This window comes from Pseudomonas sp. (genome assembly GCF_049301935.1).
Classification (GTDB): domain Bacteria; phylum Pseudomonadota; class Gammaproteobacteria; order Pseudomonadales; family Pseudomonadaceae; genus Aquipseudomonas.
The window spans coordinates 1-21,685 of the sequence record NZ_JBAQLP010000130.1 but is presented as its reverse complement, the minus strand read 5'-3'; the positions used below and the strand labels follow the sequence as shown (position 1 = coordinate 21,685).

Here is a 21,685-nt window from a genome sequence, read left to right as displayed (position 1 = left end):
GCTCTTATTTCCTTCACAAAACAACAAGAGAGACCTCACTGCCATGCTCGATATTCTCAACGACCTGATCTGGAGCAAGCTGCTGATCGTGATGCTGATCGGCCTTGGTCTGTACTTCACCATCGCCTCGCGTTTCGTCCAGTTCCGCTACTTCGGCAGCATGTTCCGCATCTTCGCCGAAGCCTTCCAGCGCCAGCCTGGCCAGCTCAGCTCGTTCCAGGCGCTGATGCTCTCGGTAGCCGGTCGCGTCGGTGCCGGCAACATTGCCGGTGTCTCGGTGGCAATCATGCTCGGTGGCCCGGGCGCGATCTTCTGGATGTGGGTCGTAGCCCTGGTCGGCATGGCCACCAGCTACTTCGAGTGCTCCCTGGCGCAGCTGTACAAGCGTCGTGAAGACGACGGCACCTACCGTGGTGGCCCGGCCTTCTACATCCAGCACGGCCTCGGCCAGCGCTGGTTGGGCATTGTGGTGTCGATCCTGCTGCTGGTGACCTTCGGCTTCGGCTTCAACGCCGTGCAGTCGTTCACCGTGGCCAGCTCGCTGCATGACACCTTCGGCCTGCCGACCATCGCCAGTGGCCTGATCCTCACCGCGGTAATCGGCCTGATCATCTTCGGCGGCATCAAGCGCATCGCCAGCATGGCCGACGTCCTGGTGCCGATCATGGCCTTCTCCTACATCGGCATGGCGCTGGTGGTAATCGGCCTGAACGTTAGTGAAGTACCGGCGGTATTCGTGCTGATCTTCAAGAGCGCCTTCGGCCTGGAACCTGCCTTTGCCGGCGGTATCGGTGCGGCCATCATGATGGGGGTTAAGCGCGGCCTGTTCTCCAACGAAGCCGGTCTCGGCAGTGCGCCGAACGTCGCGGCAGTCGCCCAGGTCAAGCACCCGGCGGCGCAGGGCATCGTGCAATCGCTCAGCGTATTTATCGACACCCTGCTGGTGTGCACCAGCACCGCGCTGATCATCCTGCTGTCGGGCGTGTATCAGCCAGGTAGCGAAATGGCCGGTGTGGTGCTGACCCAGACCGCCCTGGCCGCCGTGGTCGGCGAGTGGGGCCGGGTGTTCGTCAGCATCGCCCTGCTGCTGTTCGTCTTCACCACCCTGATCTACAACTACTACCTGGGTGAGAACGCCCTGGGCTTCTTCAGCAAGAAGCGCGCACCGGTGATGGTCTACCGCGTGCTGGTAGTGGCTCTGGTACTCTGGGGCTCGGTACAGGATCTGGGCACGGTGTTCGCCTTCGCCGACGTGACCATGGGTCTGCTGGCCATCTGCAACCTGATTGCCCTGACCCTGCTGTTCAAGGTTGGCCTGCGCCTGATGCGCGACTACGACAACCAGATCAAAGCCGGCGTAGAGTCGCCTGTGTTCGACGCGAAGAACTTCGCCGACCTGGACCTCGACCCAGCCGCCTGGCCAAACGCGGCGCACAACGCCCCGGCAACCCAGGCGGAAATCGGCAACGCGCTACACCAGCGTTAAGCCGCTGCAATAGCTGTGATAAACAGGGGGCTAAGCCCCCTGTTTTCTTATAAGAACAATGAAAGTACGGAGACCCCTGATGGGTTGTGAAACACTTCTGGTGCTCTACACCGGCGGCACCATCGGCATGCAGATGAGCGCCAGCGGCCTGGCCCCGGCGTCCGGCTTCGAGGCACGCCTGCGCGCCCAGCAGACGCTGGAGGCCCAGCCGTTGCCGCACTGGACCTTCCGCGAGCTACTGCCGCCCATCGACAGCGCCAATATGAACCAGCACAACTGGCTGGCGATGGTCGCGGCGATTCGCGCCGCTATCGAGCAGGACGGCTGCGACGGCGTGCTGCTGCTGCACGGCACCGACACCCTGGCCTACAGCGCCGCCGCCCTGAGCTTCCTGCTGCTGGGCTTGCCAGTGCCGGTCATTCTCAGCGGCTCGATGCTGCCGGCGGGTGCCGAAGGCAGCGATGCCTGGGGCAACCTGTTCGGTGCCATGCGTGCGCTGCAGGCCGGCGTAGCCTCCGGCGTGCACCTGTATTTCAATGGTGCGCTGCTGCATGGTGCGCGGGTCAGCAAGCTGCGCAGCGATGCCTTCGACGCCTTCCACGTGCTGCCGCGCCAGCGCCAGAGCGCACGCGCCGAGAGCATCCCGGCGCGCATCGACTACCGCCAGCCGCGTCAGCCGGTCAATCTGGCCGTATTGCCGTTTTACCCCGGTATCCAGGCCAGCCATCTGCGCGCCCTGCTGGAGAGCGGCGTGCAAGGCCTGCTGCTGGAATGTTACGGCAGCGGCACGGGCCCGGCAGACGACACCGAGCTGCTCGGCGTGCTCAAGGCCGCCCATGCGCGCGGCGTGGTGCTGGCCGCGATCAGCCAGTGCCCGCACGGCCATGTCGAATTCGGCGTGTATGCCGCCGGTGGCCAACTGGCCAGCGCCGGGCTAATTTCCGCCGGCGGCATGACCCGTGAAGCGGCTCTGGGCAAACTGTTCGCCCTGCTCGGCGCAGGGCTGAGCCAGGCCGAGGTGGAACACTGGTTTGCCTTGGATGTCTGTGGTGAACGCGCCGATTGAAGCTTGGGCTCTTGCAGCTAGTCTGTAAGGGCTTTACCTAACCAAGGAGCCAGTGCCATGCCCGTCCGTATCCCCGTCGAAATCCGCCCGGTAACGGCAGCCGACCATGCCGCCTGGCTGCCCCTGTGGCAGGGCTATCAGCGTTTCTATATGACCGAGATCGCCGCCGCGACCAGCGACATTACCTGGCAGCGCTTTCTCGACCCGGCCGAGCCGCTGCATGCGGCGCTGGCCTGGCATGACGGCCAGGCCATTGGTCTGGTGCACTGGACCTACCACCGTTCGACCTGGACCCCTGGCGACTACTGCTATCTGCAGGATCTGTTTATTGCCAAGGATGTGCGCAGCAGCGGCGCCGGCCGCCAGCTGATCGAGCACGTCTACCGCGAGGCTCAGGCCCAGGGCTGCTCACGCACCTACTGGCTGACCCATGAGAGCAACAGCCGCGCCATGCTGCTGTACGAACGCATCGCCGAGCGTTCGGGGTTTGTGCAGTACCGCAAAGTCTTTTAAGCCACTGACTTTCCGGTCAGAAATCCCACCCTGCGCTCTTGCCGCAGGCAGATTACGGCGTTATCTTTTGCGCCACGCCCGGCCATCTGCGCCGGCCGCGCACCTGGATCAGCAGACAGGGTAAACACTGAGCTGGCTAACCTGAACCCACCTTCAGAGGAGCCAACTCAATGGCTGCTACCCGTATCTGGATCAAGAACCCCCTCGCCATCTTCACTGCCAACAACCTCGACGCCGCTGGCGGCCTGGTGATTGAAGACGGCGTGATCAGTGAACTGCTCAAGGCCGGTCAGCAGCCGAGCCAACCCTGCAATCGAAGCTTCGATGCCCGCGAGCATGTGCTGCTGCCTGGGCTGATCAACACCCACCACCACTTCTATCAAACCCTCACCCGCGCCTGGGCCCCGGTGGTCAACCAGCCGCTGTTTCCCTGGCTGCAGACCCTCTATCCGGTGTGGGCACGCCTGACTCCGCAGAAACTCGCCCTGGCCAGCAAGGTGGCCCTGGCCGAACTGCTGCTGTCTGGTTGCAGCACCGCGGCGGACCACCATTACCTGTTCCCCGGCGGCCTGGAAAACGCCATCGACGTGCAGGTCGAAGCGGTGCGCGAACTGGGCATGCGCGCCATGCTCACCCGTGGTTCGATGAGCCTGGGCCAGGCCGATGGCGGCCTGCCGCCGCAGCAGACCGTGCAACAGGGCGAAGTGATCCTGGCTGACAGCCAACGGCTGATTCATCAGTACCACCAGCGCGGCGACGGCGCGCAGATTCAGATCGCCCTCGCGCCCTGCTCGCCCTTCTCGGTGACCCAGGAAATCATGCGCCAGAGCGCCGAGCTGGCCGAGCAACTGGACGTGCGCCTGCACACCCACCTGGCCGAGACCCTCGACGAAGAGGACTTCTGCCTGCAGCGCTTCGGCCTGCGCACCGTGGATTATCTGGACAGCGTCGGCTGGCTCAGCTCGCGCACCTGGCTGGCCCACGGCATCCACTTCAACCCGGATGAAATCGAACGCCTCGGTGCAGCCGGCACCGGCATCTGCCATTGCCCCAGCTCGAACATGCGCCTGGCCTCGGGTATCTGCCCGACCCTTGAGCTGGAAACAGCCGGCGCACCGATCGGCCTCGGCGTCGATGGCTCGGCCTCCAACGATGCCTCGAACATGATCCTCGAAACGCGCCAGGCCCTGTATATCCAGCGCCTGCGTTACGGCGCCGAGAAGATCACCCCGGAACGGGTGCTCGGCTGGGCCAGCAAGGGTTCGGCCAAGCTGCTGGGCCGCACGGATATCGGCGAGCTGGCGGTGGGCAAGCAGGCCGACCTGGCCTTCTTCAAGCTGGATGAGCTGCGCTTCTCCGGCAGCCACGACCCCATCTCCGCGCTACTGCTGTGTGGCGCCGACAAGGCCGACCGGATGATGATCGCAGGCACCTGGCGGGTGATCGACGGGCAGATCGAAGGCCTGGATGTGGCTCAACTGATCGCCGACCACCGCCAGGCGGCGAAGGAGCTGATTGCCGGGTGAAACGCGTAATCGGCTAATCCACAACACCTGAGGTGGGTTTACGATCTCGCGAGCTAGAGTGAGACAAGGCGCTACGTAGTAACAGCCTCCGGCTGTTTTTAACGCAGTATCACCGACGCGCAGCAGATCGTGGCGCGCTAGAACACCGACCAGCCGATCCGCTCGCTCAGCAGTTCCAGCGCCTTGATCCCGGCCAGGGAGTTACCGGCGGCGTTTAGTTCCGGTGACCACACGCATACGCTGAAACGCCCTGGCACCACCGCGACGATGCCGCCGCCGACGCCGCTCTTGCCCGGCAGGCCGACGCGGTAGGCAAAGTTGCCGGCCTCGTCATACAGGCCGCTGGTGGCCATGATCGCGTTGATCTGCTTGCTCTGCCGTGCACTGATTATCTGCGCGCCGCTGTGTTTGCAGAAGCCGTCGTTAGCCAGGAAGCAGAACGCCCGAGCCAGGTCGACACAGCTCATGCGCAGCGCGCAGTAGCTGAAATAGCTGCGCAGCACCGCCTCGACATCGTTATGGAAATTGCCGAAGGACTGCATCAGGTAAGCCGCCGCCGCATTGCGCGCGCGGTGCTGGTATTCCGACTCGGCGACGCGGTTATCCACCAGTACCTCGGGATTGCCGGCCAGACGGCGGACGAAGTCGCGCATCGACAGCACTGGCGCGGCAAAGCGCGACTGGTTGATATCGCAGATCACCAGCGCCCCGGCGTTGATAAAGGGATTACGCGGGCGGCCACGCTCGAACTCCAGCTGCACCAGCGAATTGAATGGCTGACCGGACGGCTCATGGCCCAGGCGCTGCCAGATCGTCTCGCCGGAATGCTGAATGGCCTGCACCAGGCTGAACACCTTGGAAATGCTCTGCACGGAAAATGCCGTGTGTGCATCGCCGGCGCAGTACAGCTCGCCATCGTTGCTGTACACCGCAATGCCCAGCTGGTTGGCCGGCACATCCGCCAGCGCCGGGATGTAATCGGCCACTTTGCCCTGGCCGATCAGCGGGCGGACTTGATCGAGGATTTCATTCAACAACGCTTGCATGCTCAGGCTCGCCACAAGGTCCGAGCGCACCTCGGACGATGGCAGGTAGACGCTTGCCTGGCGGCGCTGATCACAGCACTAGAACTTTTCCGCGCGCAGCACTTCCACCTGGGCCAGGTAGCAGACCATGGCGAAGTTGGCGTAGTAGCGCGCCTGCAGGTGGCCGACGATGCGCTCGGCGATATCGCGGGTGCAGATGATCTCCACGCGGATATTGCCTTCGGTGTCCCAACCGGCGCTGCGTACGCCGCGACCGCCACGGCCACGGGCGTCGGAGATGGTCCAGCCCGGCGCGCCGAGCTGCTCCAGGTCAGTCACCAGCTTCTTCTCCAGCGCGGCTTCGCAGATTACGGTAAGCAGGGTGCGGATATGTGCGTCCATTTCAGAGCCCCCAGGCCAGCAGCTGTTCGGCCAGCATCAGGTACAACGGGATGCCGACGATGATATTGAAGGGAAAGGTGATGCCCAGCGACGCCGTCAACGACAGCGACGGGTTGGCCTCGGGCAAGGCCAGGCGCAAGGCCGCCGGCACGGCGATATAGGACGCCGACGCCGCCAGCGTGGCGAGCACCGCCGTACCGCCCAGGCTCAGGCCCATAAAGCGGCCGAGCAAGGCGCCGATCAGCGCGCCCAGCAGCGGCATCAGCAGGGCAAAACCGAGCAGGCGCAGGCCGAACTGTTTGAGCGAACCGAGCTGGCCAGAGGCGATCAGGCCCATTTCCAGCAGGAACAGCGCCAGCACCGGCTTGAACATGCTGGTGTAGAACGGCTCCAGCGGCTTGATCGCCTCCTTGCCGGCAATCGCACCGATGATCAGGCCACCGAGCAGCAGCATGATGCTCTTGCCGAGAAAGATTTCCCGGCCCAGCTCGCCCCAGTCAGTATCGCGGGCAATGCCTTTGGCCAGTAGGATGCCGACCAGAATCGCCGGAATTTCCAGAATGGCGACAAACAGCGGCATATAACTTTCAAACTCGATGCCCTTGGCCAGCATATAGGCCACCACCACGGCAAAGGTACCGGCGCTGACCGAGCCATAGTGCGCCGCCACCGCCGCCGCGTTAACCCGGTCGAAGCCCAGGCCGCGCAACACGGCAAAGGCCAGCAGCGGCAATGCCACACCCAGGCCCAGCACCCAGGCCGCCTGGCCGAGCAACTGCCAGCTGGCCTGCTCGGCCAGCTCCACGCCACCATGCAGACCGATGGCCAGCAGCAGAATGATCGACAGCGTTTCATACAGCGCGGGTGGCAGTTTCAGCTCGCTTTTCAGCAGACCCGCCAACAGGCCGAAGACAAAGAACAGCACCACCGGATCCAGACTCACCGCGCATTGCTCCTGTATTGAACTGCTATTAAGACGCCCGCCGCGTCACCATCTGCGCAAATAAAAGGTCATGCCCCCACCACGCGTTGTGCTGATACCCGCAGCTTTGCCCAGTCTCCTGCTGAGAACAGCAGAACCCTGCACCGCGGGGCATAACCGAAAAAAAGGAGCCGTACGGCTCCCAGGGGACTCAGGCACTAAGTACCTGGGCAACGTCTGCTGCGCGTCGGCCCTGCTGCGTTGAAATCAGGCTCGTAAGCCGCTTGCGGCTAACGCGCTTCAGCGCGACCCCGAAGGGGCGAGTGAAACGAGTAATGCTCATGTACAACTCGTACACTCCGCGTCCTCGCCTGCTTTCGCCTTGCATGGCTCTAGCTCGCGAGACTTGCCCAGGCACTTGGCCCAAAACCCTTGCCAGCGCGGCTTCACAGTCATGCTGGCGGTGTAAAAAGAGGCTCCCAAAACCGTTCAAATGCCTGTTCAAACAGCGGAGCCCCCGAGGTTAACCTTCGATTTCCACCAGTACGTCGCCCGGGTTGACCCGGTCGCCCTTGGCCACATGCACCGCTTTCACGGTGCCGGCAATCGGCGCCTGCACTTCGGTTTCCATCTTCATCGCTTCGCTGATCAGCACCGCCTGGCCGGCCTTGACTGTGTCGCCGACCTTGACCAGCACATCGACGATATTGCCCGGCATGCTGGTGCTGACATCACCCGGTGCGCTGGCCTGCTTGCGCTTGCCAGCGCTGCCGGCGACGAAGTCGTTGAGCGGCTCGAACACCACTTCTTCCGGCATGCCATCGATGGACAGGTAGAAGTGGCGCTTGCCATCGGTTTTCACGCCGACGCCGGTGATATCCACGCGGTAGCTCTCGCCGTGCACGTCCACCACAAATTCGGTCGGTACACCTTCGCCACCGGCCGGGGCCACGCCGCCGGCTTCGGGGATCGGCAGCAGCACTTCCGGGGTCAGGGTGCCGGCGGCGCGTTCTTCGAGGAACTTGCGCCCGATATCCGGGAACATGGCATAGGTCAGCACGTCTTCTTCGGATTGCGCCAGGCTGCCGATTTCCTCGCGCAGTTTGGCCATTTCCGGCTTGATCAGGTCGGCCGGGCGCCCTTCGATGACGTCTTCGCTGCCAATCGCCTGCTTGCGCAGTTGCTCGTTGACCTTGCCCGGCGCCAGGCCGTAACGGCCCTGCAGGTAAAGTTTCACCTCGTTGGTGATGGTCTTGTAACGCTCACCGGCGAGCACGTTGAACACCGCCTGGGTGCCGACAATTTGCGAGGTCGGCGTGACCAGCGGCGGAAAGCCGAGGTCTTCGCGCACCCGCGGAATCTCAGCAAACACTTCGTTGATGCGGTTTAGCGCGCCCTGCTCTTTCAGCTGGTTGGCCAGGTTGGACATCATTCCGCCCGGCACCTGATTGACCTGCACACGGGTGTCCACGGCGGTGAACTCGCTCTCGAACTGATGGTATTTCTTGCGTACGGCATGGAAGTACAGGCCGATCTCCTGGATCAGCGCCAGGTCCAGACCGGTGTCGTACTGGCTGCCCTTGAGTGCGGCGACCATCGACTCGGTGCCCGGGTGGCTGGTGCCCCAGGCGAAGCTGGAGATGGCGGTGTCGATATGGTCGGCACCGGCCTCGATGGCCTTGAGCTGGCACATCGAGCCCATGCCGGCGGTGTCGTGGCTGTGAATAAACACCGGCAGGTCGACTTCGGCTTTCAATGCCTTGACCAAGTCGGCGGTGGCATAGGGCGTGAGCAGGCCGGCCATGTCCTTGATCGCGATGGAGTCGATGCCCATGGCCTGCATGGCCTTGGCCTGCTTTACGAAGGCCTCGACGGTGTGCACCGGGCTGGTGGTGTAGGCGATGGTGCCCTGGGCATGTTTGCCGGCAGCCTTGACCGCCTCGATGGACACGCGCAGGTTTCGCACGTCATTCATCGCATCGAAGATACGGAACACGTCGATGCCATTGACCGCCGCCTTGGCCACAAAGGCACGCACCACGTCATCGCTGTAGTGGCGATAGCCGAGCAGGTTCTGCCCGCGCAGGAGCATCTGCAGGCGGGTATTGGGCAGGCCGGCCTTGAGCTTGCGCAGGCGCTCCCAGGGGTCTTCCTTGAGGAAGCGCACGCAGGCGTCGAAGGTCGCACCGCCCCAGACTTCCAGCGACCAGTAGCCGACTTTGTCGAGCTTGGCGCAGATCGGCAGCATGTCGTCCAGGCGCATGCGCGTGGCGATGATCGACTGGTGGGCATCGCGCAGGATGGTGTCGGTGACGGTGATTTTCTTGGTCTTGCTCATGGTCTGATTCCTTCCCCTACAGGCCGGCGTGGGCGGCGATGGCGGTGGCGATGGCGATGGCCAGGTGCGACGGGTTGCGCTTGATCGAGTACTCGGTCAATTCCGGATGCGACTCGACGAAACTGGTGTTGAACTGGCCGCTGCGAAACTCCGGGTTACGCAGAATTTCCTGGTAATAGGCGGCAGTGGTTTTCACCCCCTGCACGCGCATGTCATCCAGGGCGCGCAGGCCGCGGGCCAGCGCCTCTTCCCAGGTCAGCGCCCAAACCACCAGCTTCAGGCACATGGAGTCGTAGTAGGGCGGAATGGTGTAACCGGTGTAGATCGCCGTGTCGGTGCGCACGCCGGGGCCGCCGGGGGCGTAGTAACGGGTGATCTTGCCGAACGAGGGCAGAAAGTTGTTCTTCGGGTCTTCGGCGTTGATACGAAACTGCAGGGCGAAGCCGCGGTGGATGATGTCTTCCTGCTTGACCGAGAGCTCCAGGCCGGAGGCGATGCGGATCTGCTCGCGAACGATGTCGATACCGGTGATTTCCTCGGTGATGGTGTGCTCCACCTGCACCCGGGTGTTCATCTCCATAAAGTACAGCTCGCCATCCTCGGCCAGCAGGAACTCCACGGTGCCGGCGTTCTCGTAACCCACCGCCTTGGCCGCGCGCACCGACAGGTCGCCGATATAGGCGCGCTGCTCAGGGGTCAGCTGCGGGCTGGGGGCAATCTCAATCAGCTTCTGGTTACGCCGCTGGATCGAGCAATCGCGCTCGAACAGGTGCACGGTGTTGCCGAAGCTGTCGGCGAGAACCTGCGCCTCGATATGCTTGGGATTGACGATGCATTTTTCCAGAAACACTTCGGCACGGCCGAAGGCCTTGGTCGCCTCGGAGATCACCCGCGGGTAGGCCTGCTCCAGCTCGTCGCGGCTGTTGCAGCGGCGGATACCGCGCCCGCCGCCACCATTGGTGGCCTTGAGCATCACCGGGTAGCCGATACGGTCGCCCTCGCGCAGCGCTTCGGCGATATCCGCCACATTGCCCTCGGTGCCGGGGGTGCAGGGCACGCCAGCGGCGATCATGCTGCGCCGCGCTTCGGTCTTGTCGCCCATGCGGCGAATGACCTCGGCGCTGGGGCCGATAAACTTGATCCCACGCTCGACGCAGATGTCCGCCAGCTCGGCGTTCTCCGAAAGGAAGCCATAACCGGGGTGCAGCGCGTCACAGCCGGTTTCCACCGCCAGGTTGACCAGCTTGCGCGGGTTCAGATAACCGGCCAGTGGCTCCCCACCGATGCTATGGGCCTCGTCGGCACGCTTGACGTGCAAGGCGTGGCGGTCGGCATCGGAGTACACCGCCACCGAGCGAATGCCCATTTCGGCACAGGCCCGCACGATGCGTACGGCAATCTCACCGCGGTTGGCTATCAGGATTTTCTTGATCACGAGCCAGCGTCCTCGATCACGTGAGCAGGCGAGCGGCTGAGGCCGGTCGACGTGTAACCGCAGTGCAGTAGCGGTCAGGCACTCACGCTACGCCGGCTTGGTGATTAACCAAAATCAATTATTATTGGGTTACGTATTAGCTAAGACTTATAGTTGAGCCAGAGCGACTCCGCCATACGGGTATTAATCGTGCGTAAGTCATTGTTGCGTATTACATTTCGTCAGCTTCAGGTGTTTCGTTCGGTGTGCAGCAACCTCTCCTACAGCCGCGCGGCGGAGGAGATGGCGCTAACCCAGCCGGCGGTCAGCCTGCAGATTCGCCAACTGGAGGAGCTGATCGGCCAGCCGCTGTTCGACTATATCGGCAAGAAGCTCTACCTGACCGAGGCCGCCGAAGCCCTGCAACGCGCCAGCGCGGATATTTTCGGCCGCCTGGAAAGCCTCGACATGCAGCTGGCCGATCTGCAGGGCTCGCTACAGGGGCAGTTGAGCCTGGCCATAGAATCCAGCGCCAAGTATTTCGTACCGCACCTGTTCGCCGCTTTTCGCCAGCAATACCCGGAAGTCAACTTACAGCTGGTGGTCACCAACCACACCCAGGCGCTCAAGCGCCTGAACGCCAACCGCGATGACCTGCTGATCATGTCGCGGGTGCCGACGGACATGAATCTGGAGTTTCTGCCCTTCCTGACGAACCCGATTATCGCCGTGGCGCCGCCCGAGCATCCGCTGTGCCAGCAGGGCCCGCTAAGCCTGCAGGACCTCACCGCGTTCCCGCTGCTGGTGCGCGAAGCCGGCTCCGGCACGCGCCAGGCCTGCGAGGAGTATTGCCACCAGAAGCGTGCGCACTTCGCCCAGACCCTGGAAGTCGGCTCCATGGAAGGCCAGTGTGAAGGGGTAATCGCCGGCCTTGGCCTGGCCCTGCTACCCCGCCACGCGGTGCGCCGCGAGCTGCAATACGGCACCCTGCGCGAACTGCCGGTGGCCGAGCTGCCGCTGCTGCGCAGTTGGTGCCTGGTACACCCGCGCGGTAAATACCTGTCACCGGTGGCCCAGGCGTTTTTCGCCTTCGTGCGCGATCAACGCAGCCTGATCAACGCCCTGGCTGAGCGTTTCGCCGCGCCAACGCCTGCGTGCCCGCCAGGTAGTTAGCCGCGATCAGTTCCGGGTAATCGACCAGTTGCTGCTGCAGCTGACGCTGCTCGGCATAGCTTTCAATGGCGCGGCGGTATTCCATGCGGCGCTGATCCAGCAGCTTGCGCCGGGCCTTGGCGTCGCTGCTTTCATGAGACTGCGGTTTATCCAGATAGCCAGACATAGGGTGCAACTCCCAAGCTGAATAAGGGAGTACCAGCATCGACCTGGGATATGACGCTTTGATGGCCACGCGATAACGAGGCGATGAACTTAATCAGGACTGGGCACAGACGGCCTCAGTCCTCAGCACTCTTATGCGCCTTCGGCGACAGCCGCAGGCTGCGCAGACTGCGTTTGACGCTTTTGAGATGGTTGACCAGGCCAGGGCCGCGGGCCATGGCCACGCCCATGGCGAGCACGTCGATCACCACCAGGTGGGCGATACGCGAGGTCAGCGGGGTGTAGATTTCGGTGTCTTCCTGCACGTCGATGGCCAGGTTGACCGTGGCCAGATCGGCCAGCGGCGTCTGGCTCGGGCACAGGGTGATCAGCGTCGCGCCGGTTTCACGCACCAGGTTAGCGGTGATCAGCAAATCTTTGGAGCGCCCGGACTGGGAGATGCAGATGGCCACGTCGGTGGGCTTCAAAGTCACCGCGCTCATCGCCTGCATATGCGGGTCGGAATACGCAGCGGCGGTGAGCAGCAAGCGGAAGAACTTGTGCTGAGCATCCGCCGCCACCGCGCCGGACGCGCCGAAACCATAGAACTCCACGCGCTGGGCATTGGCGATGGCGGCGATGGCCTGCTGCAGGGCCTGGGTATCGAGTTTCTCGCGCACCTCGATCAGGGTGTGCAGGGTGGTGTCGAAGATCTTCAGGCTGAAGTCCGCCACCGAATCGTCTTCATGGATCGCGAACTGGCCGAAACTGGCACCGGCGGCCAGGCTCTGCGCCAGCTTGAGCTTGAGATCCTGAAAGCCGCTGCAGCCAATCGCCCGGCAGAAACGCACGATGGTCGGCTCGCTGATGCCGACGCTGTGCGCCAGCTCGGCCATGGAGCTGTGCATGACCGAGGCCGGATCGAGCAGAACATGGTCGGCGACCTTGAGTTCCGATTTGCGGAGGAGATGACGCGACTGGGCAATGTGCTGCAACAGGTTCACAGAAATAGGCTCGGCATGTGGCTAACGAATCCATCTAGCACGCCGCATCGCAGTCATGACTCGGTTATGATCGGCGTACGACGGGTTGTAGTGGTCTTGTAGTTATACTACATGGCTGCCGCCCTCGCACGGTTAAACCGAGTCGGAGTACCCACCTTGAGCATTCCCTGCGACATGCTGGTGTTTGGCGGCACCGGCGACCTGGCCCTGCATAAACTGCTGCCCGCGCTCTACCACCTGCATCGCGCCGGTCGCCTGCATGGCGATACGCAGATTCTCGCCCTGGCCCGCAGCCCCCTGGCCCGCAGCGCCTTTCAGGCCCTGGCCGAACGCCATTGCCGGGCGCAGGTGGCGCGTCATGATTTCGACAACGACACCTGGGCCAGCTTTGCCGCACGCCTGGATTACTTCGCCATGGATGCCAGCCAGAGCGCCGACTTCGGCCGTCTGGGCAAACGCCTGGGGCAAGACCCTGAGCGGGTGCGCATCTATTACCTGGCCACCGCGCCGGACCTGTTCGAAGACATCGCCTCACACCTGAAAACCGCCAGTCTGGCCGGCCCCAAAACGCGCATCGTGCTGGAAAAACCGATTGGCCATTCGCTGCAATCGGCGCAGGCGATCAACGCCGCGATTGGCGCGGTGTTCGATGAGTCGCGGGTGTTTCGCATCGATCATTACCTGGGCAAGGAGACGGTGCAGAACCTGATGGCGCTGCGCTTCGCCAACGCGCTGTTCGAGCCGGTGTGGCGCGCCGGGCATATCGACCATGTGCAGATCAGCGTGTGCGAAACCCTCGGCGTGGAAAACCGTGGCGCCTACTACGAAAAAGCCGGCGCCATGCGCGACATGATCCAAAACCACCTGCTGCAGCTGCTCTGCCTGGTGGCCATGGAAGCGCCGGTACGCTTCGACGCCGAAGCGGTGCGCAACGAGAAGGTGAAGATCCTCGAAGCCCTGAAACCCATCACCGGCCTCGACGTGCAGGACAAGACCGTGCGCGGCCAGTACACCGCCGGCAAGATCGGCGGTCAGGAAGTGCCGGCCTACTACTTCGAGAAGAACGTCGACAACGACAGCGACACCGAAACCTTTGTCGCCGTGCAGGCCGAGCTCGACAACTGGCGCTGGGCCGGCGTGCCCTTCTACCTGCGCACCGGCAAGCGCCTGGCGCGCAAAACCTCGGAAATCCTCATCCAGTTCAAACCGGTGCCGCACCAGCTGTTCGGCGGCGGCGAAGCCAATCGCCTGCTGATCCGCCTGCAGCCGGAAGAGCGCATCAGCCTGCAACTGATGGGCAAGAGCCCAGGCAAGGGCATGCACCTGCAGCCGGTGGAACTCGACCTCAACCTGGCTGATGCCTTCCACAAACAGCGCCGCTGGGACGCCTACGAGCGCCTGCTGCTGGACGTGATCGAAGGCGACTCGACGCTGTTTATGCGCCGCGACGAAGTAGAAGCGGCCTGGAACTGGGTCGATCCGATCATCAAGGGCTGGCACCAGCACTACCAGAGCCCGCGCCCCTACCCGGCCGGCAGCGACGGCCCGGAGCAGGCCAGCAACCTGCTCGAACGCCACGAACGGCAGTGGATGGAAGCGCCTGCTCGCTAGGCCAACTGCTGTTCAAACACCTGCAGCACCGCCTCCGGCAGCTGCTTGCGCAAGCCATCGCCACTGATCAGCAATAGCAGCGGCAACAGCTTGCGCAGGGTCGCTGGCTGCAGCCCCGCGCAAACATCGGCTTGCCGCGCCAGTGACAAGCCACCCAGCACCTGAGCGGCTACCGGCAGATTGCGATCCAGCACCGCCGCCTCGGTGAGTTTGCACAGGTAGCCGGTGGAGAAACTGCGCAGGCTCTCGCTGATCAGCGGCATATCGATGATATGCCGGGCGATCTGCAGCACATGCTCGACATCGTTGATGCCGTAGATCAGTACCTTGATCTGCTTGGCCGACAGGCACTCGGCATACAGCGCCGCCGTGGCAAAGGCGCCATCGGCACAGAGCTGGCGCGCCACCTCCAGGCGCAGGCTGTCCGGCAGACTCAGGTAGGTGTCGAGGATCAGCCGCGGGTCCAGGTGGGTGGTCACCGCCGCGGCAAATTCGATGGGCATGACCATGATCAGCTCACGCAACTGCCCGGGCGGCATATGCGGCGCCAACAGCGCGGCCTTCTCCGCCCCCAGTTGCTGCACCAGCCCCAGCTTGACGCTCAACGGGGCCATGGCCTGGGACGCCAACAGCAGGCGCAGGCCGACACTCAGGCTCGCGGGTTTGCGCATACGCACCTCGATTCAATCCGGACAGGCCCGCAGGATTGCCCGCGCGAGGCGCAAAGACAGCCATCTTTGCTTCGGTTATGCGCCTGCCGGGCACCCAGCGTCCGGCGCAGGTGGGAATAGCGGAAACACCCCTGGCGAAAAGCCGGCGGCTTATGCGGCGCTGGGCCCCGGCCGTGCGCCGCGCCAGAAGTACAACAGCACAATGGGCAGCGCCAGCAGCCCCAACACACCGGCGCTGACAAACAGCGTGGCAAAACCCAGCTGCTCGGCCAGCCAGCCGCTGGTGGCGCCCACCAGCCCGGCCAGCAGCAATTGCACACTGGCCTGCAGGGTAAAGTCCGCGCCCTCATGCTCGGGCCGGCACTGGCGCATCATTACCGCGAACAGCGCCACGGTGGACATGCCATCGGCGGTCTGCTCAAACAGCGCCACCCCATAAACCAGGCCGATGCTGCCGCCGGCATTTACCAGCAGCGCCATGGCCGCGATGCCACCGGCCTGCAACAGGCCAAACAGCAATAGCGCGCGCAACGCGCCGATACGCGCATACAGCAGGCCGCCAAGCACGGCCCCGGCGATCCCGGCCAGGCTGCTGATCAGGGTCAGCTGGCCCAGCTCGGCATTGCTCCAGCCCTGATCCACCAACATCGGCTTGATCATCGGCGAACCCAGCGCATCGCCCAGCTTGAAGCTCAGCAGCAGCGCCAGCCAGAACAGCATGCCGGGCTGCAGCAGCAGGCCACGGTAATGCCGCAGCAGCAGCCCAGGCCCGGCCGGCTCTGCCTGCGCCGGCTGAAACGGCAGCTCGCGCCGCTCGTTAAAGCGCCAGATCGGCACTGTCATCAACACCAGCAACAGCGCCACCAGCGCCAGACTCAGGTGCCAACCCAGGCTATCCATGGCCAGCAGCAGACCACTGCCGCTGACCAGCATGCCGACCTTGTAGCCGCCCACCTGCAGGCTGTTGCCCAGCCCGCGCCAGCGCTCCGGCAGCAGGCGCACGGCCAGGCCATCGGTAGCAATGTCCTGGGTCGAAGCCGCCAGGTTAACCAGCAACAGCAGGCCGATCAGCAGCAGAAAGTGACTGTCGAACAGCCGCTCGGGACTCATCAGCGCCAAGGCCGCCACCACGCTGATAACCCCGAACTGCAACGGCAGAATCCAGCCACGGTGATGCCCCAGACGCGGCGATGCCAGCCGATCCACCCACGGCGCCCACAGCACTTTGAGCAGCCAGGGCAAGGCCAACAACTTGAGCAGGCCGATCAACGCCAGATCGACGCCATGCTGACGCAGCAACACCGGCAGCGAATGCGCCAGCAGCCCCGAGGGCAAGCCCTGGGCGCAATACAGCGAGGCCAGCAGGATCAGCGTGGCATTGGCCGGGCGCGCTGCGAAGGCGGAAGAAGTGGGCTGCATGGGGCATCCTGCGCATCAGCAAAAGCGCGACAGTAGCGGCCCGACTGGCGGCAGACAAGCCGCCGCCAACCTGCCGCCTAGAACTTATCTGTCTGTTCGCGCAGCAATTGCGCGAATTGCTCGGCCGGTACCGGCCTGCTGATCAGGTAGCCCTGGATCTCGTCGCAGCGCTGGCTCTTGAGAAAGTCCATCTGCGCCTGGGTTTCCACGCCCTCGGCGACCACCTTGAGTTCCAGGCTGTGGGCCATGGCGATGATCGCGCGGGTGATGGCCGCGTCTTCGCTGCCGGGGGTGAGGTCGCGGATAAAGGTCTGGTCGATCTTTACGTAATCCACCGGGAAGCGCTTGAGGTAGCTGAGCGAGGAGTAGCCGGTGCCGAAGTCGTCGATTGCCAGCTTGACCCCCAGGTTGCGCAGCTGCTGGAAGGTCGCGATTACGCTCTCGACATTGTCCAGCAGCTGGCTTTCGGTCAGTTCCAGCTCGAGGAACTGCGCGGCCAGGCCGGTTTCATCGAGCACCTGGCGCACCAGGCTGAGCAGGTTGCCCTGGCGCAACTGATGCACCGAGAGGTTTACCGACACGCGAATATGCGCCAAGCCCTGCAGCTGCCAGGTACGCGCCTGCAGGCAGGCCTGGCGCAGGACGAATTCGCCGATGGCACCGATCAGCCCGGTTTCTTCGGCCAGGCCGATAAAGTCGCTCGGCGGCACCAGGCCCAGTTCCGGGTGGCGCCAGCGCACCAGCGCCTCGGCCGCATTGAGGCTGTCGTCGGCCAGGCACAGTTTGGGCTGGTAGAAGACTTCCAGCTGGCCTTCGTGGATGCCTTTACGCAGCTGATTTTCCAGCTGCAGACGCTCCAGGGTGCAGGCCTGCAGGTTGTCGGTAAAGAACTGGAAGGTGTTGCCGCCCAGGTGCTTGGCATGTTGCATGGCCATATTGGCCTGGCTGACCAGGGCAGAAATCTCCCGCGCGTTGTCCGGCAGCAGGCTGATGCCCAGGGAGGCGCTGACCACCAGCTCATGCCCGCCCACGGTCATCGGTACACGCAGCTTGCTCAGTAGGCGGCTGGCCAGGCGCGCCAGGCTGGAGAGGCTGCCGTAGGAGTCGATGAGGATGGCGAACTCGTCACCGGACAGGCGCGCCAGGGTGTCGGCCTCCGGCACGGCCTGAGTCAGGCGGCGGCTGACTTGACGCAGCAGCTGGTCGGCCACCTCATGGCCGAGGCTGTCGTTGAGCATCTTGAAGCGGTCCAGGTCGACGTGCAGCAGGGCGATGCTGCGCCCACTCTGCCGCGCGCGCTGGCTGGCTTCGTGCAGGCGCTCCTTAAACAGGCTGCGGTTGGCCAGGCCGGTCAGCTCGTCGTAGTGCGACAGGTAGCGCAGACGCTCTTCGGCCTCGCGGCGCGACGACAGGTCGGCGAAGAAGCCGACGATATGGCTGACGCTGCCCCGCGCATCACGCACCACATTGAGTTGCAGCCACTGCGGATACAGCTCGCCGTTCTTGCGCGTTTCGATCAGCTCGCCGCGCCAGCTGCCGCTGTTTTCCAGCTCCAGGCGGATCAGCTGGTACTGCCGGCGGCTGTCGCCACTGCTGGTCAGGCTGATCACGCTCTTGCCGACTACCTCATCCTGGCGATAACCGGTGACATCGCTGAAGGCCTGGTTGACCGACAGCAGGCGGTAGTCCGGGTCGAGAATCACGATGCCTTCGCTGGCGGCCTCAAACACCGTGGCAGCCAGCTGTTGCTGCTGTTCCTGCACCTTGCGCGCACTGATATCGCGGCGGGTGCCGAGCATACGCAGCACGCGACCCTCGGCGTCGCGCTCCACCGCACGGCCGCGGTCTTCGATCCACACCCAGTGGCCGGCCGCATGCTTGATGCGGTATTCGACCTGGTAGTCGTCGCTGCGCCCCTTCATATGTTCGACCAGCGCGCGGCGCAGCACCGGCAGATCGTCCGGGTGCAGGCGTGGCTTGAGGTCGCGCAGCATCACCTGCACTTCGTGGGGTTCCAGGCCGAAGATTTCCTTGAGGCGCGAGTGGTGCACCTGATCGCTCTGCAGGTCCCAGTCCCACAGGCCCAGCTCGCTGGCTTCGATGGCCAGGGTCAGGCGCGCGCGGCTCTTGCTCAGGGCGTAGGTGGTTTCATCCAGCTCCAGGGTGCGCTCGGCCACGCGCATTTCCAGCTCGCCATGGGCCAGGCGCAACTCGCGTTCGGCACGGCGACGTTGTTCCACTTCATGCGCCAGCTCGCCGTTGAGCCCTTCGGCCTGCAGCTTGGCCTGTTCCAGGTTGCTGATCAGCGCCTGGTTGTGAAAGCGCTGCAGCAAGCTGCGCTGCACCAGCCGGTTGACCTGCCAGGCCACCACCAGCAGGGCCAGCAGCAGAATGCTGCTGAGCAGGCCCCAGCCCTGTTGCAGCGCATTATCGCTGAGCAGCAGGTAACCCACCGAGGGCAGCAGGCAGGGCAAGGCAAACGTCAGAAAGGCGCTAAAGCTGATGGCGTACGCCACGCTGGCCGAGAGAATCGCCGCGGCAATCAGGCCGTAGACCAAGGCTTGCAGGTAGAACACATCCGCCGGCACCAGGGCGATGGCGGCAAACGCCAGGGTCAACCCGGAGGCCGCCGCGCCAAACAGGAACAGCCGCCGCCAATGGCGTTCGGCCTGCCGGCTGGGCGAGGCCGTGTTAAAGGCGCGCACCTGCACCAGGCGCAACACAGCGAGGATCACCAGCCAGACCGACCAGCTAACCAGCAGCACAGGCGGCAGCACGCCCCACAACAGGAAGGCGCAGGCCACGCCGCTGAGCAGCATAAACAGGGTCGGCACCTGCGAGCCCTGATAGAGCATGCGGGTGCGTTCGGCAGCAATGTCGGTGGCATACAGTTGGGCCACTTCCCGTGCGGAAGTCGGCTTGGGGCCATGTGCCGGCGCAAACAAAGTCGATACGGTCATAGGCGATTTTCTTATAGTGGTTGCCTAAACGTCGGCGCAGCATACGCGAGCTAGACGCTTCGCCCAAGCCAGATGTGCGCTAATTCACAGTACAAATACCTAACTTTCGGTGAGCGCGCCACCACCCATATGCGCCCGCCGAGCTGACTCACCGGTCGTCCAATAAACCCCGGGCGGCGGCCTGGTTTGCCCTGTTTGACGCAGCCCCCTAGAATGCCGCGATGCAAAATGACCCCGAACTGCTGATTGCCTCCCTTAATGATGCCCAACGCCAGGCCGTCGCCGCGCGCGTGGGTCGCCAACTGGTGCTGGCCGGCGCCGGCTCCGGTAAAACCCGCGTGCTGGTGCACCGCATCGCCTGGTTGATCCAGATCGAGCAGGCCTCGCCACACAGCATCCTGTCGGTGACCTTTACCAACAAGGCCGCCGCCGAAATGCGCGCGCGCATCGAACAGATGCTCGGGCAAAGCCCGGCCGGCATGTGGGTCGGCACCTTCCACGGCCTGGCCCACCGCCTGCTGCGTGCGCATTGGCAGGAAGCTGGCCTGGCAGAAAACTTCCAGATTCTCGATTCCGACGACCAGCAGCGCCTGGTCAAACGGGTGGTCCGCGACCTCGGCCTGGACGAACAACGCTGGCCGCCGAAACAGGCGCAGTGGTTTATCAACGGCCAGAAAGACGAAGGCCTGCGGCCGAAGAATATCCAGCCCGGCGGTGATCTGTTCCTCGCCACCATGCTGAAGATCTACGAAGCCTACGAAGCCGCCTGTGCCCGCGCCGGGGTGATCGACTTCTCCGAACTGCTGCTGCGCGCCCTCGACCTGTGGCGTGACAAGCCGGGCCTACTGGAACATTACCAGCGGCGCTTCCGGCATATCCTGGTCGACGAGTTCCAGGACACCAACGCCGTGCAGTACGCCTGGCTGCGCCTGCTCGCCAGAGGCGGCGACAGCCTGATGGTGGTCGGCGACGACGACCAGTCGATCTACGGCTGGCGCGGGGCGAAAATCGAGAACATCCAGCAGTTCTCCGACGACTTCGCCGACGCCGAAGTGATCCGCCTGGAGCAGAACTACCGCTCCAGCGCCGGCATCCTCAAGGCTGCCAACGCGCTGATCGCCAATAACCAGGGGCGCCTGGGCAAGGAACTGTGGACCGAAGACGGCGACGGCGAGCCGATCAACCTGTATTCGGCATTCAACGAGCACGACGAGGCACGTTACGTGGTCGAGTCGATCGAGGACGCCCTGCGCAAGGACGGCCTCAAGCGCAGCGAGATCGCCATCCTCTACCGCTCCAACGCCCAGTCGCGGGTACTTGAAGAAGCCCTGCTGCGCGAGAAGATCCCCTACCGCATCTACGGCGGCCAGCGCTTCTTCGAGCGCGCCGAGATCAAGAACGCCATGGCCTACCTGCGCCTGCTCGACGGCCGCGGCAACGACGCCGCGCTGGAGCGGGTGATCAATGTGCCGGCGCGCGGCATCGGCGAGAAGAGCATCGAGACCATCCGCGAGTACGCCCGCGCCCATGAGGTATCGATGTGGGGCGCGATCCACCTGATGGTCGCCGCCAAAGCCCTGCCGGCCCGTGCTTCCGGTGCCCTGGCCGGGTTTATCGAGCTGATCAACAACCTTGCCGCCAAAGTGCTGGACATGCCGCTGCACCTGATGACCCAAACGGTGATCGAACAGAGCGGGCTGATCGCCTACCACCAGGCCGAAAAAGGCGAGAAAGCCCAGGCGCGCATCGAAAACCTGGAAGAACTGGTCAGCGCCGCGCGCAGCTTCGACAACAACCAAGACGACGAACTCAGCCCGCTGCAGGCCTTCCTCAGCCACGCCTCGCTGGAAGCCGGCGACACCCAGGCGGCGGAAAACGAAGACAGCATCCAGTTGATGACCCTGCACAGCGCCAAGGGCCTGGAGTTCCCCCAGGTGTTTCTGGTGGGCATGGAAGAAGGCCTGTTCCCGCACAAGATGAGCCTGGAAGAACCCGGCCGCCTGGAAGAGGA

17 protein-coding genes are annotated in these 21,685 nt (G+C 63.9%); 7 read left to right on the top strand and 10 right to left on the bottom strand.

Annotated elements, in window-relative coordinates; genetic code table 11:
* Nucleotides 1-43: 43 nt before the first annotated feature.
* The 4 genes from WA145_RS16890 (at nt 44) to WA145_RS16875 (ending at nt 4,591) form a co-directional block, all read left to right on the top strand.
* A complete protein-coding gene (locus WA145_RS16890; protein WP_422582682.1) occupies nt 44-1,486 on the top strand; it encodes an alanine/glycine:cation symporter family protein in 1,443 nt (480 codons plus the stop codon).
* Nucleotides 1,487-1,565: 79 nt separating this feature from the next.
* Entirely contained in the window at nt 1,566-2,552 is a 987-nt protein-coding gene (locus WA145_RS16885; RefSeq protein WP_422582681.1) for an asparaginase, read from the top strand.
* Nucleotides 2,553-2,609: 57 nt separating this feature from the next.
* Nucleotides 2,610-3,065, top strand: a complete 456-nt coding sequence (locus WA145_RS16880) for a GNAT family N-acetyltransferase (protein ID WP_422582680.1) — start codon at nt 2,610-2,612, stop codon at nt 3,063-3,065.
* A 170-nt stretch (nt 3,066-3,235) separates the two neighbouring features.
* Nucleotides 3,236-4,591, top strand: a complete 1,356-nt coding sequence (locus tag WA145_RS16875; protein WP_422582679.1) for an 8-oxoguanine deaminase — start codon at nt 3,236-3,238, stop codon at nt 4,589-4,591.
* 137 nt (nt 4,592-4,728) lie between these two features.
* Here WA145_RS16875 and glsB read toward each other — a convergent pair whose 3' ends face one another.
* The 5 genes from glsB to WA145_RS16850 all read right to left on the bottom strand — a co-directional run bounded on the left by glsB (nt 4,729) and on the right by WA145_RS16850 (nt 10,713).
* On the bottom strand, nt 4,729-5,637 hold the full coding sequence (glsB, locus tag WA145_RS16870; protein WP_422582678.1) for a glutaminase B: 909 nt from the start codon (nt 5,635-5,637) through the stop codon (nt 4,729-4,731).
* A 78-nt stretch (nt 5,638-5,715) separates the two neighbouring features.
* On the bottom strand, nt 5,716-6,018 hold the full coding sequence (locus WA145_RS16865) for a DUF3240 family protein (protein ID WP_422582677.1): 303 nt from the start codon (nt 6,016-6,018) through the stop codon (nt 5,716-5,718).
* A 1-nt stretch (nt 6,019) separates the two neighbouring features.
* Nucleotides 6,020-6,961, bottom strand: coding sequence for a sodium-dependent bicarbonate transport family permease (locus tag WA145_RS16860; RefSeq protein ID WP_422582676.1), 942 nt, complete (start codon nt 6,959-6,961; stop codon nt 6,020-6,022).
* A gap of 502 nt (nt 6,962-7,463) precedes the next feature.
* Nucleotides 7,464-9,278, bottom strand: coding sequence for a sodium-extruding oxaloacetate decarboxylase subunit alpha (gene oadA, locus WA145_RS16855; protein WP_422582675.1), 1,815 nt, complete (start codon nt 9,276-9,278; stop codon nt 7,464-7,466).
* A 16-nt stretch (nt 9,279-9,294) separates the two neighbouring features.
* The gene (locus tag WA145_RS16850; protein WP_422582674.1) at nt 9,295-10,713 is read right to left on the bottom strand and encodes an acetyl-CoA carboxylase biotin carboxylase subunit; all 1,419 of its coding nucleotides are present in this window, start codon (nt 10,711-10,713) and stop codon (nt 9,295-9,297) included.
* Between the two features lie 189 nt (nt 10,714-10,902).
* Between WA145_RS16850 and WA145_RS16845 the strand changes: the two genes are divergently transcribed.
* Nucleotides 10,903-11,865, top strand: coding sequence for a LysR family transcriptional regulator (locus tag WA145_RS16845; RefSeq protein ID WP_422582673.1), 963 nt, complete (start codon nt 10,903-10,905; stop codon nt 11,863-11,865).
* On the opposite strand, the gene WA145_RS16840 is transcribed toward WA145_RS16845, so the two are convergent.
* Nucleotides 11,807-12,031 carry a PA3496 family putative envelope integrity protein gene (locus tag WA145_RS16840; RefSeq protein ID WP_422582672.1) on the bottom strand — a complete coding sequence of 75 codons (225 nt, stop codon included), beginning with the start codon at nt 12,029-12,031 and terminating at the stop codon, nt 11,807-11,809. The genes WA145_RS16845 and WA145_RS16840 overlap by 59 nt on opposite strands.
* A gap of 115 nt (nt 12,032-12,146) precedes the next feature.
* Nucleotides 12,147-13,013 carry a transcriptional regulator HexR gene (hexR, locus tag WA145_RS16835; protein WP_422582671.1) on the bottom strand — a complete coding sequence of 289 codons (867 nt, stop codon included), beginning with the start codon at nt 13,011-13,013 and terminating at the stop codon, nt 12,147-12,149.
* Between the two features lie 111 nt (nt 13,014-13,124).
* Between hexR and zwf the strand changes: the two genes are divergently transcribed.
* Entirely contained in the window at nt 13,125-14,624 is a 1,500-nt protein-coding gene (gene zwf / locus WA145_RS16830; RefSeq protein ID WP_422582670.1) for a glucose-6-phosphate dehydrogenase, read from the top strand.
* Here the strand turns inward: zwf and WA145_RS16825 are convergent.
* The 3 genes from WA145_RS16825 to WA145_RS16815 form a co-directional block, all read right to left on the bottom strand.
* Nucleotides 14,621-15,295, bottom strand: a complete 675-nt coding sequence (locus WA145_RS16825; protein ID WP_422582669.1) for a hypothetical protein — start codon at nt 15,293-15,295, stop codon at nt 14,621-14,623. The genes zwf and WA145_RS16825 overlap by 4 nt on opposite strands.
* A gap of 150 nt (nt 15,296-15,445) precedes the next feature.
* Nucleotides 15,446-16,714, bottom strand: a complete 1,269-nt coding sequence (locus tag WA145_RS16820; protein ID WP_422582668.1) for an MFS transporter — start codon at nt 16,712-16,714, stop codon at nt 15,446-15,448.
* Between the two features lie 77 nt (nt 16,715-16,791).
* Nucleotides 16,792-19,674, bottom strand: a complete 2,883-nt coding sequence (locus WA145_RS16815) for an EAL domain-containing protein (RefSeq protein WP_422582667.1) — start codon at nt 19,672-19,674, stop codon at nt 16,792-16,794.
* A gap of 221 nt (nt 19,675-19,895) precedes the next feature.
* Here WA145_RS16815 and uvrD point away from each other — a divergent pair.
* A partial coding sequence (uvrD, locus tag WA145_RS16810; protein ID WP_422582666.1) for a DNA helicase II occupies nt 19,896-21,685 on the top strand: 1,790 nt, incomplete at its 3' end.

What these genes read in the sequence shown, in the direction of transcription:
- WA145_RS16890 (WP_422582682.1), top strand. Translation starts at nt 44, where the DNA reads ATGCTCGATATTCTCAACGACCTGATCTGGAGCAAGCTGCTGATCGTG.
- WA145_RS16885 (WP_422582681.1), top strand. Translation starts at nt 1,566, where the DNA reads ATGGGTTGTGAAACACTTCTGGTGCTCTACACCGGCGGCACCATCGGC.
- WA145_RS16880 (WP_422582680.1), top strand. Translation starts at nt 2,610, where the DNA reads ATGCCCGTCCGTATCCCCGTCGAAATCCGCCCGGTAACGGCAGCCGAC.
- WA145_RS16875 (WP_422582679.1), top strand. Translation starts at nt 3,236, where the DNA reads ATGGCTGCTACCCGTATCTGGATCAAGAACCCCCTCGCCATCTTCACT.
- glsB (WP_422582678.1), bottom strand. Translation starts at nt 5,637, where the DNA reads ATGCAAGCGTTGTTGAATGAAATCCTCGATCAAGTCCGCCCGCTGATC.
- WA145_RS16865 (WP_422582677.1), bottom strand. Translation starts at nt 6,018, where the DNA reads ATGGACGCACATATCCGCACCCTGCTTACCGTAATCTGCGAAGCCGCG.
- oadA (WP_422582675.1), bottom strand. Translation starts at nt 9,278, where the DNA reads ATGAGCAAGACCAAGAAAATCACCGTCACCGACACCATCCTGCGCGAT.
- WA145_RS16840 (WP_422582672.1), bottom strand. Translation starts at nt 12,031, where the DNA reads ATGTCTGGCTATCTGGATAAACCGCAGTCTCATGAAAGCAGCGACGCC.
- zwf (WP_422582670.1), top strand. Translation starts at nt 13,125, where the DNA reads ATGGCTGCCGCCCTCGCACGGTTAAACCGAGTCGGAGTACCCACCTTG.
- WA145_RS16825 (WP_422582669.1), bottom strand. Translation starts at nt 15,295, where the DNA reads ATGCGCAAACCCGCGAGCCTGAGTGTCGGCCTGCGCCTGCTGTTGGCG.
- WA145_RS16820 (WP_422582668.1), bottom strand. Translation starts at nt 16,714, where the DNA reads ATGCAGCCCACTTCTTCCGCCTTCGCAGCGCGCCCGGCCAATGCCACG.
- WA145_RS16815 (WP_422582667.1), bottom strand. Translation starts at nt 19,674, where the DNA reads ATGACCGTATCGACTTTGTTTGCGCCGGCACATGGCCCCAAGCCGACT.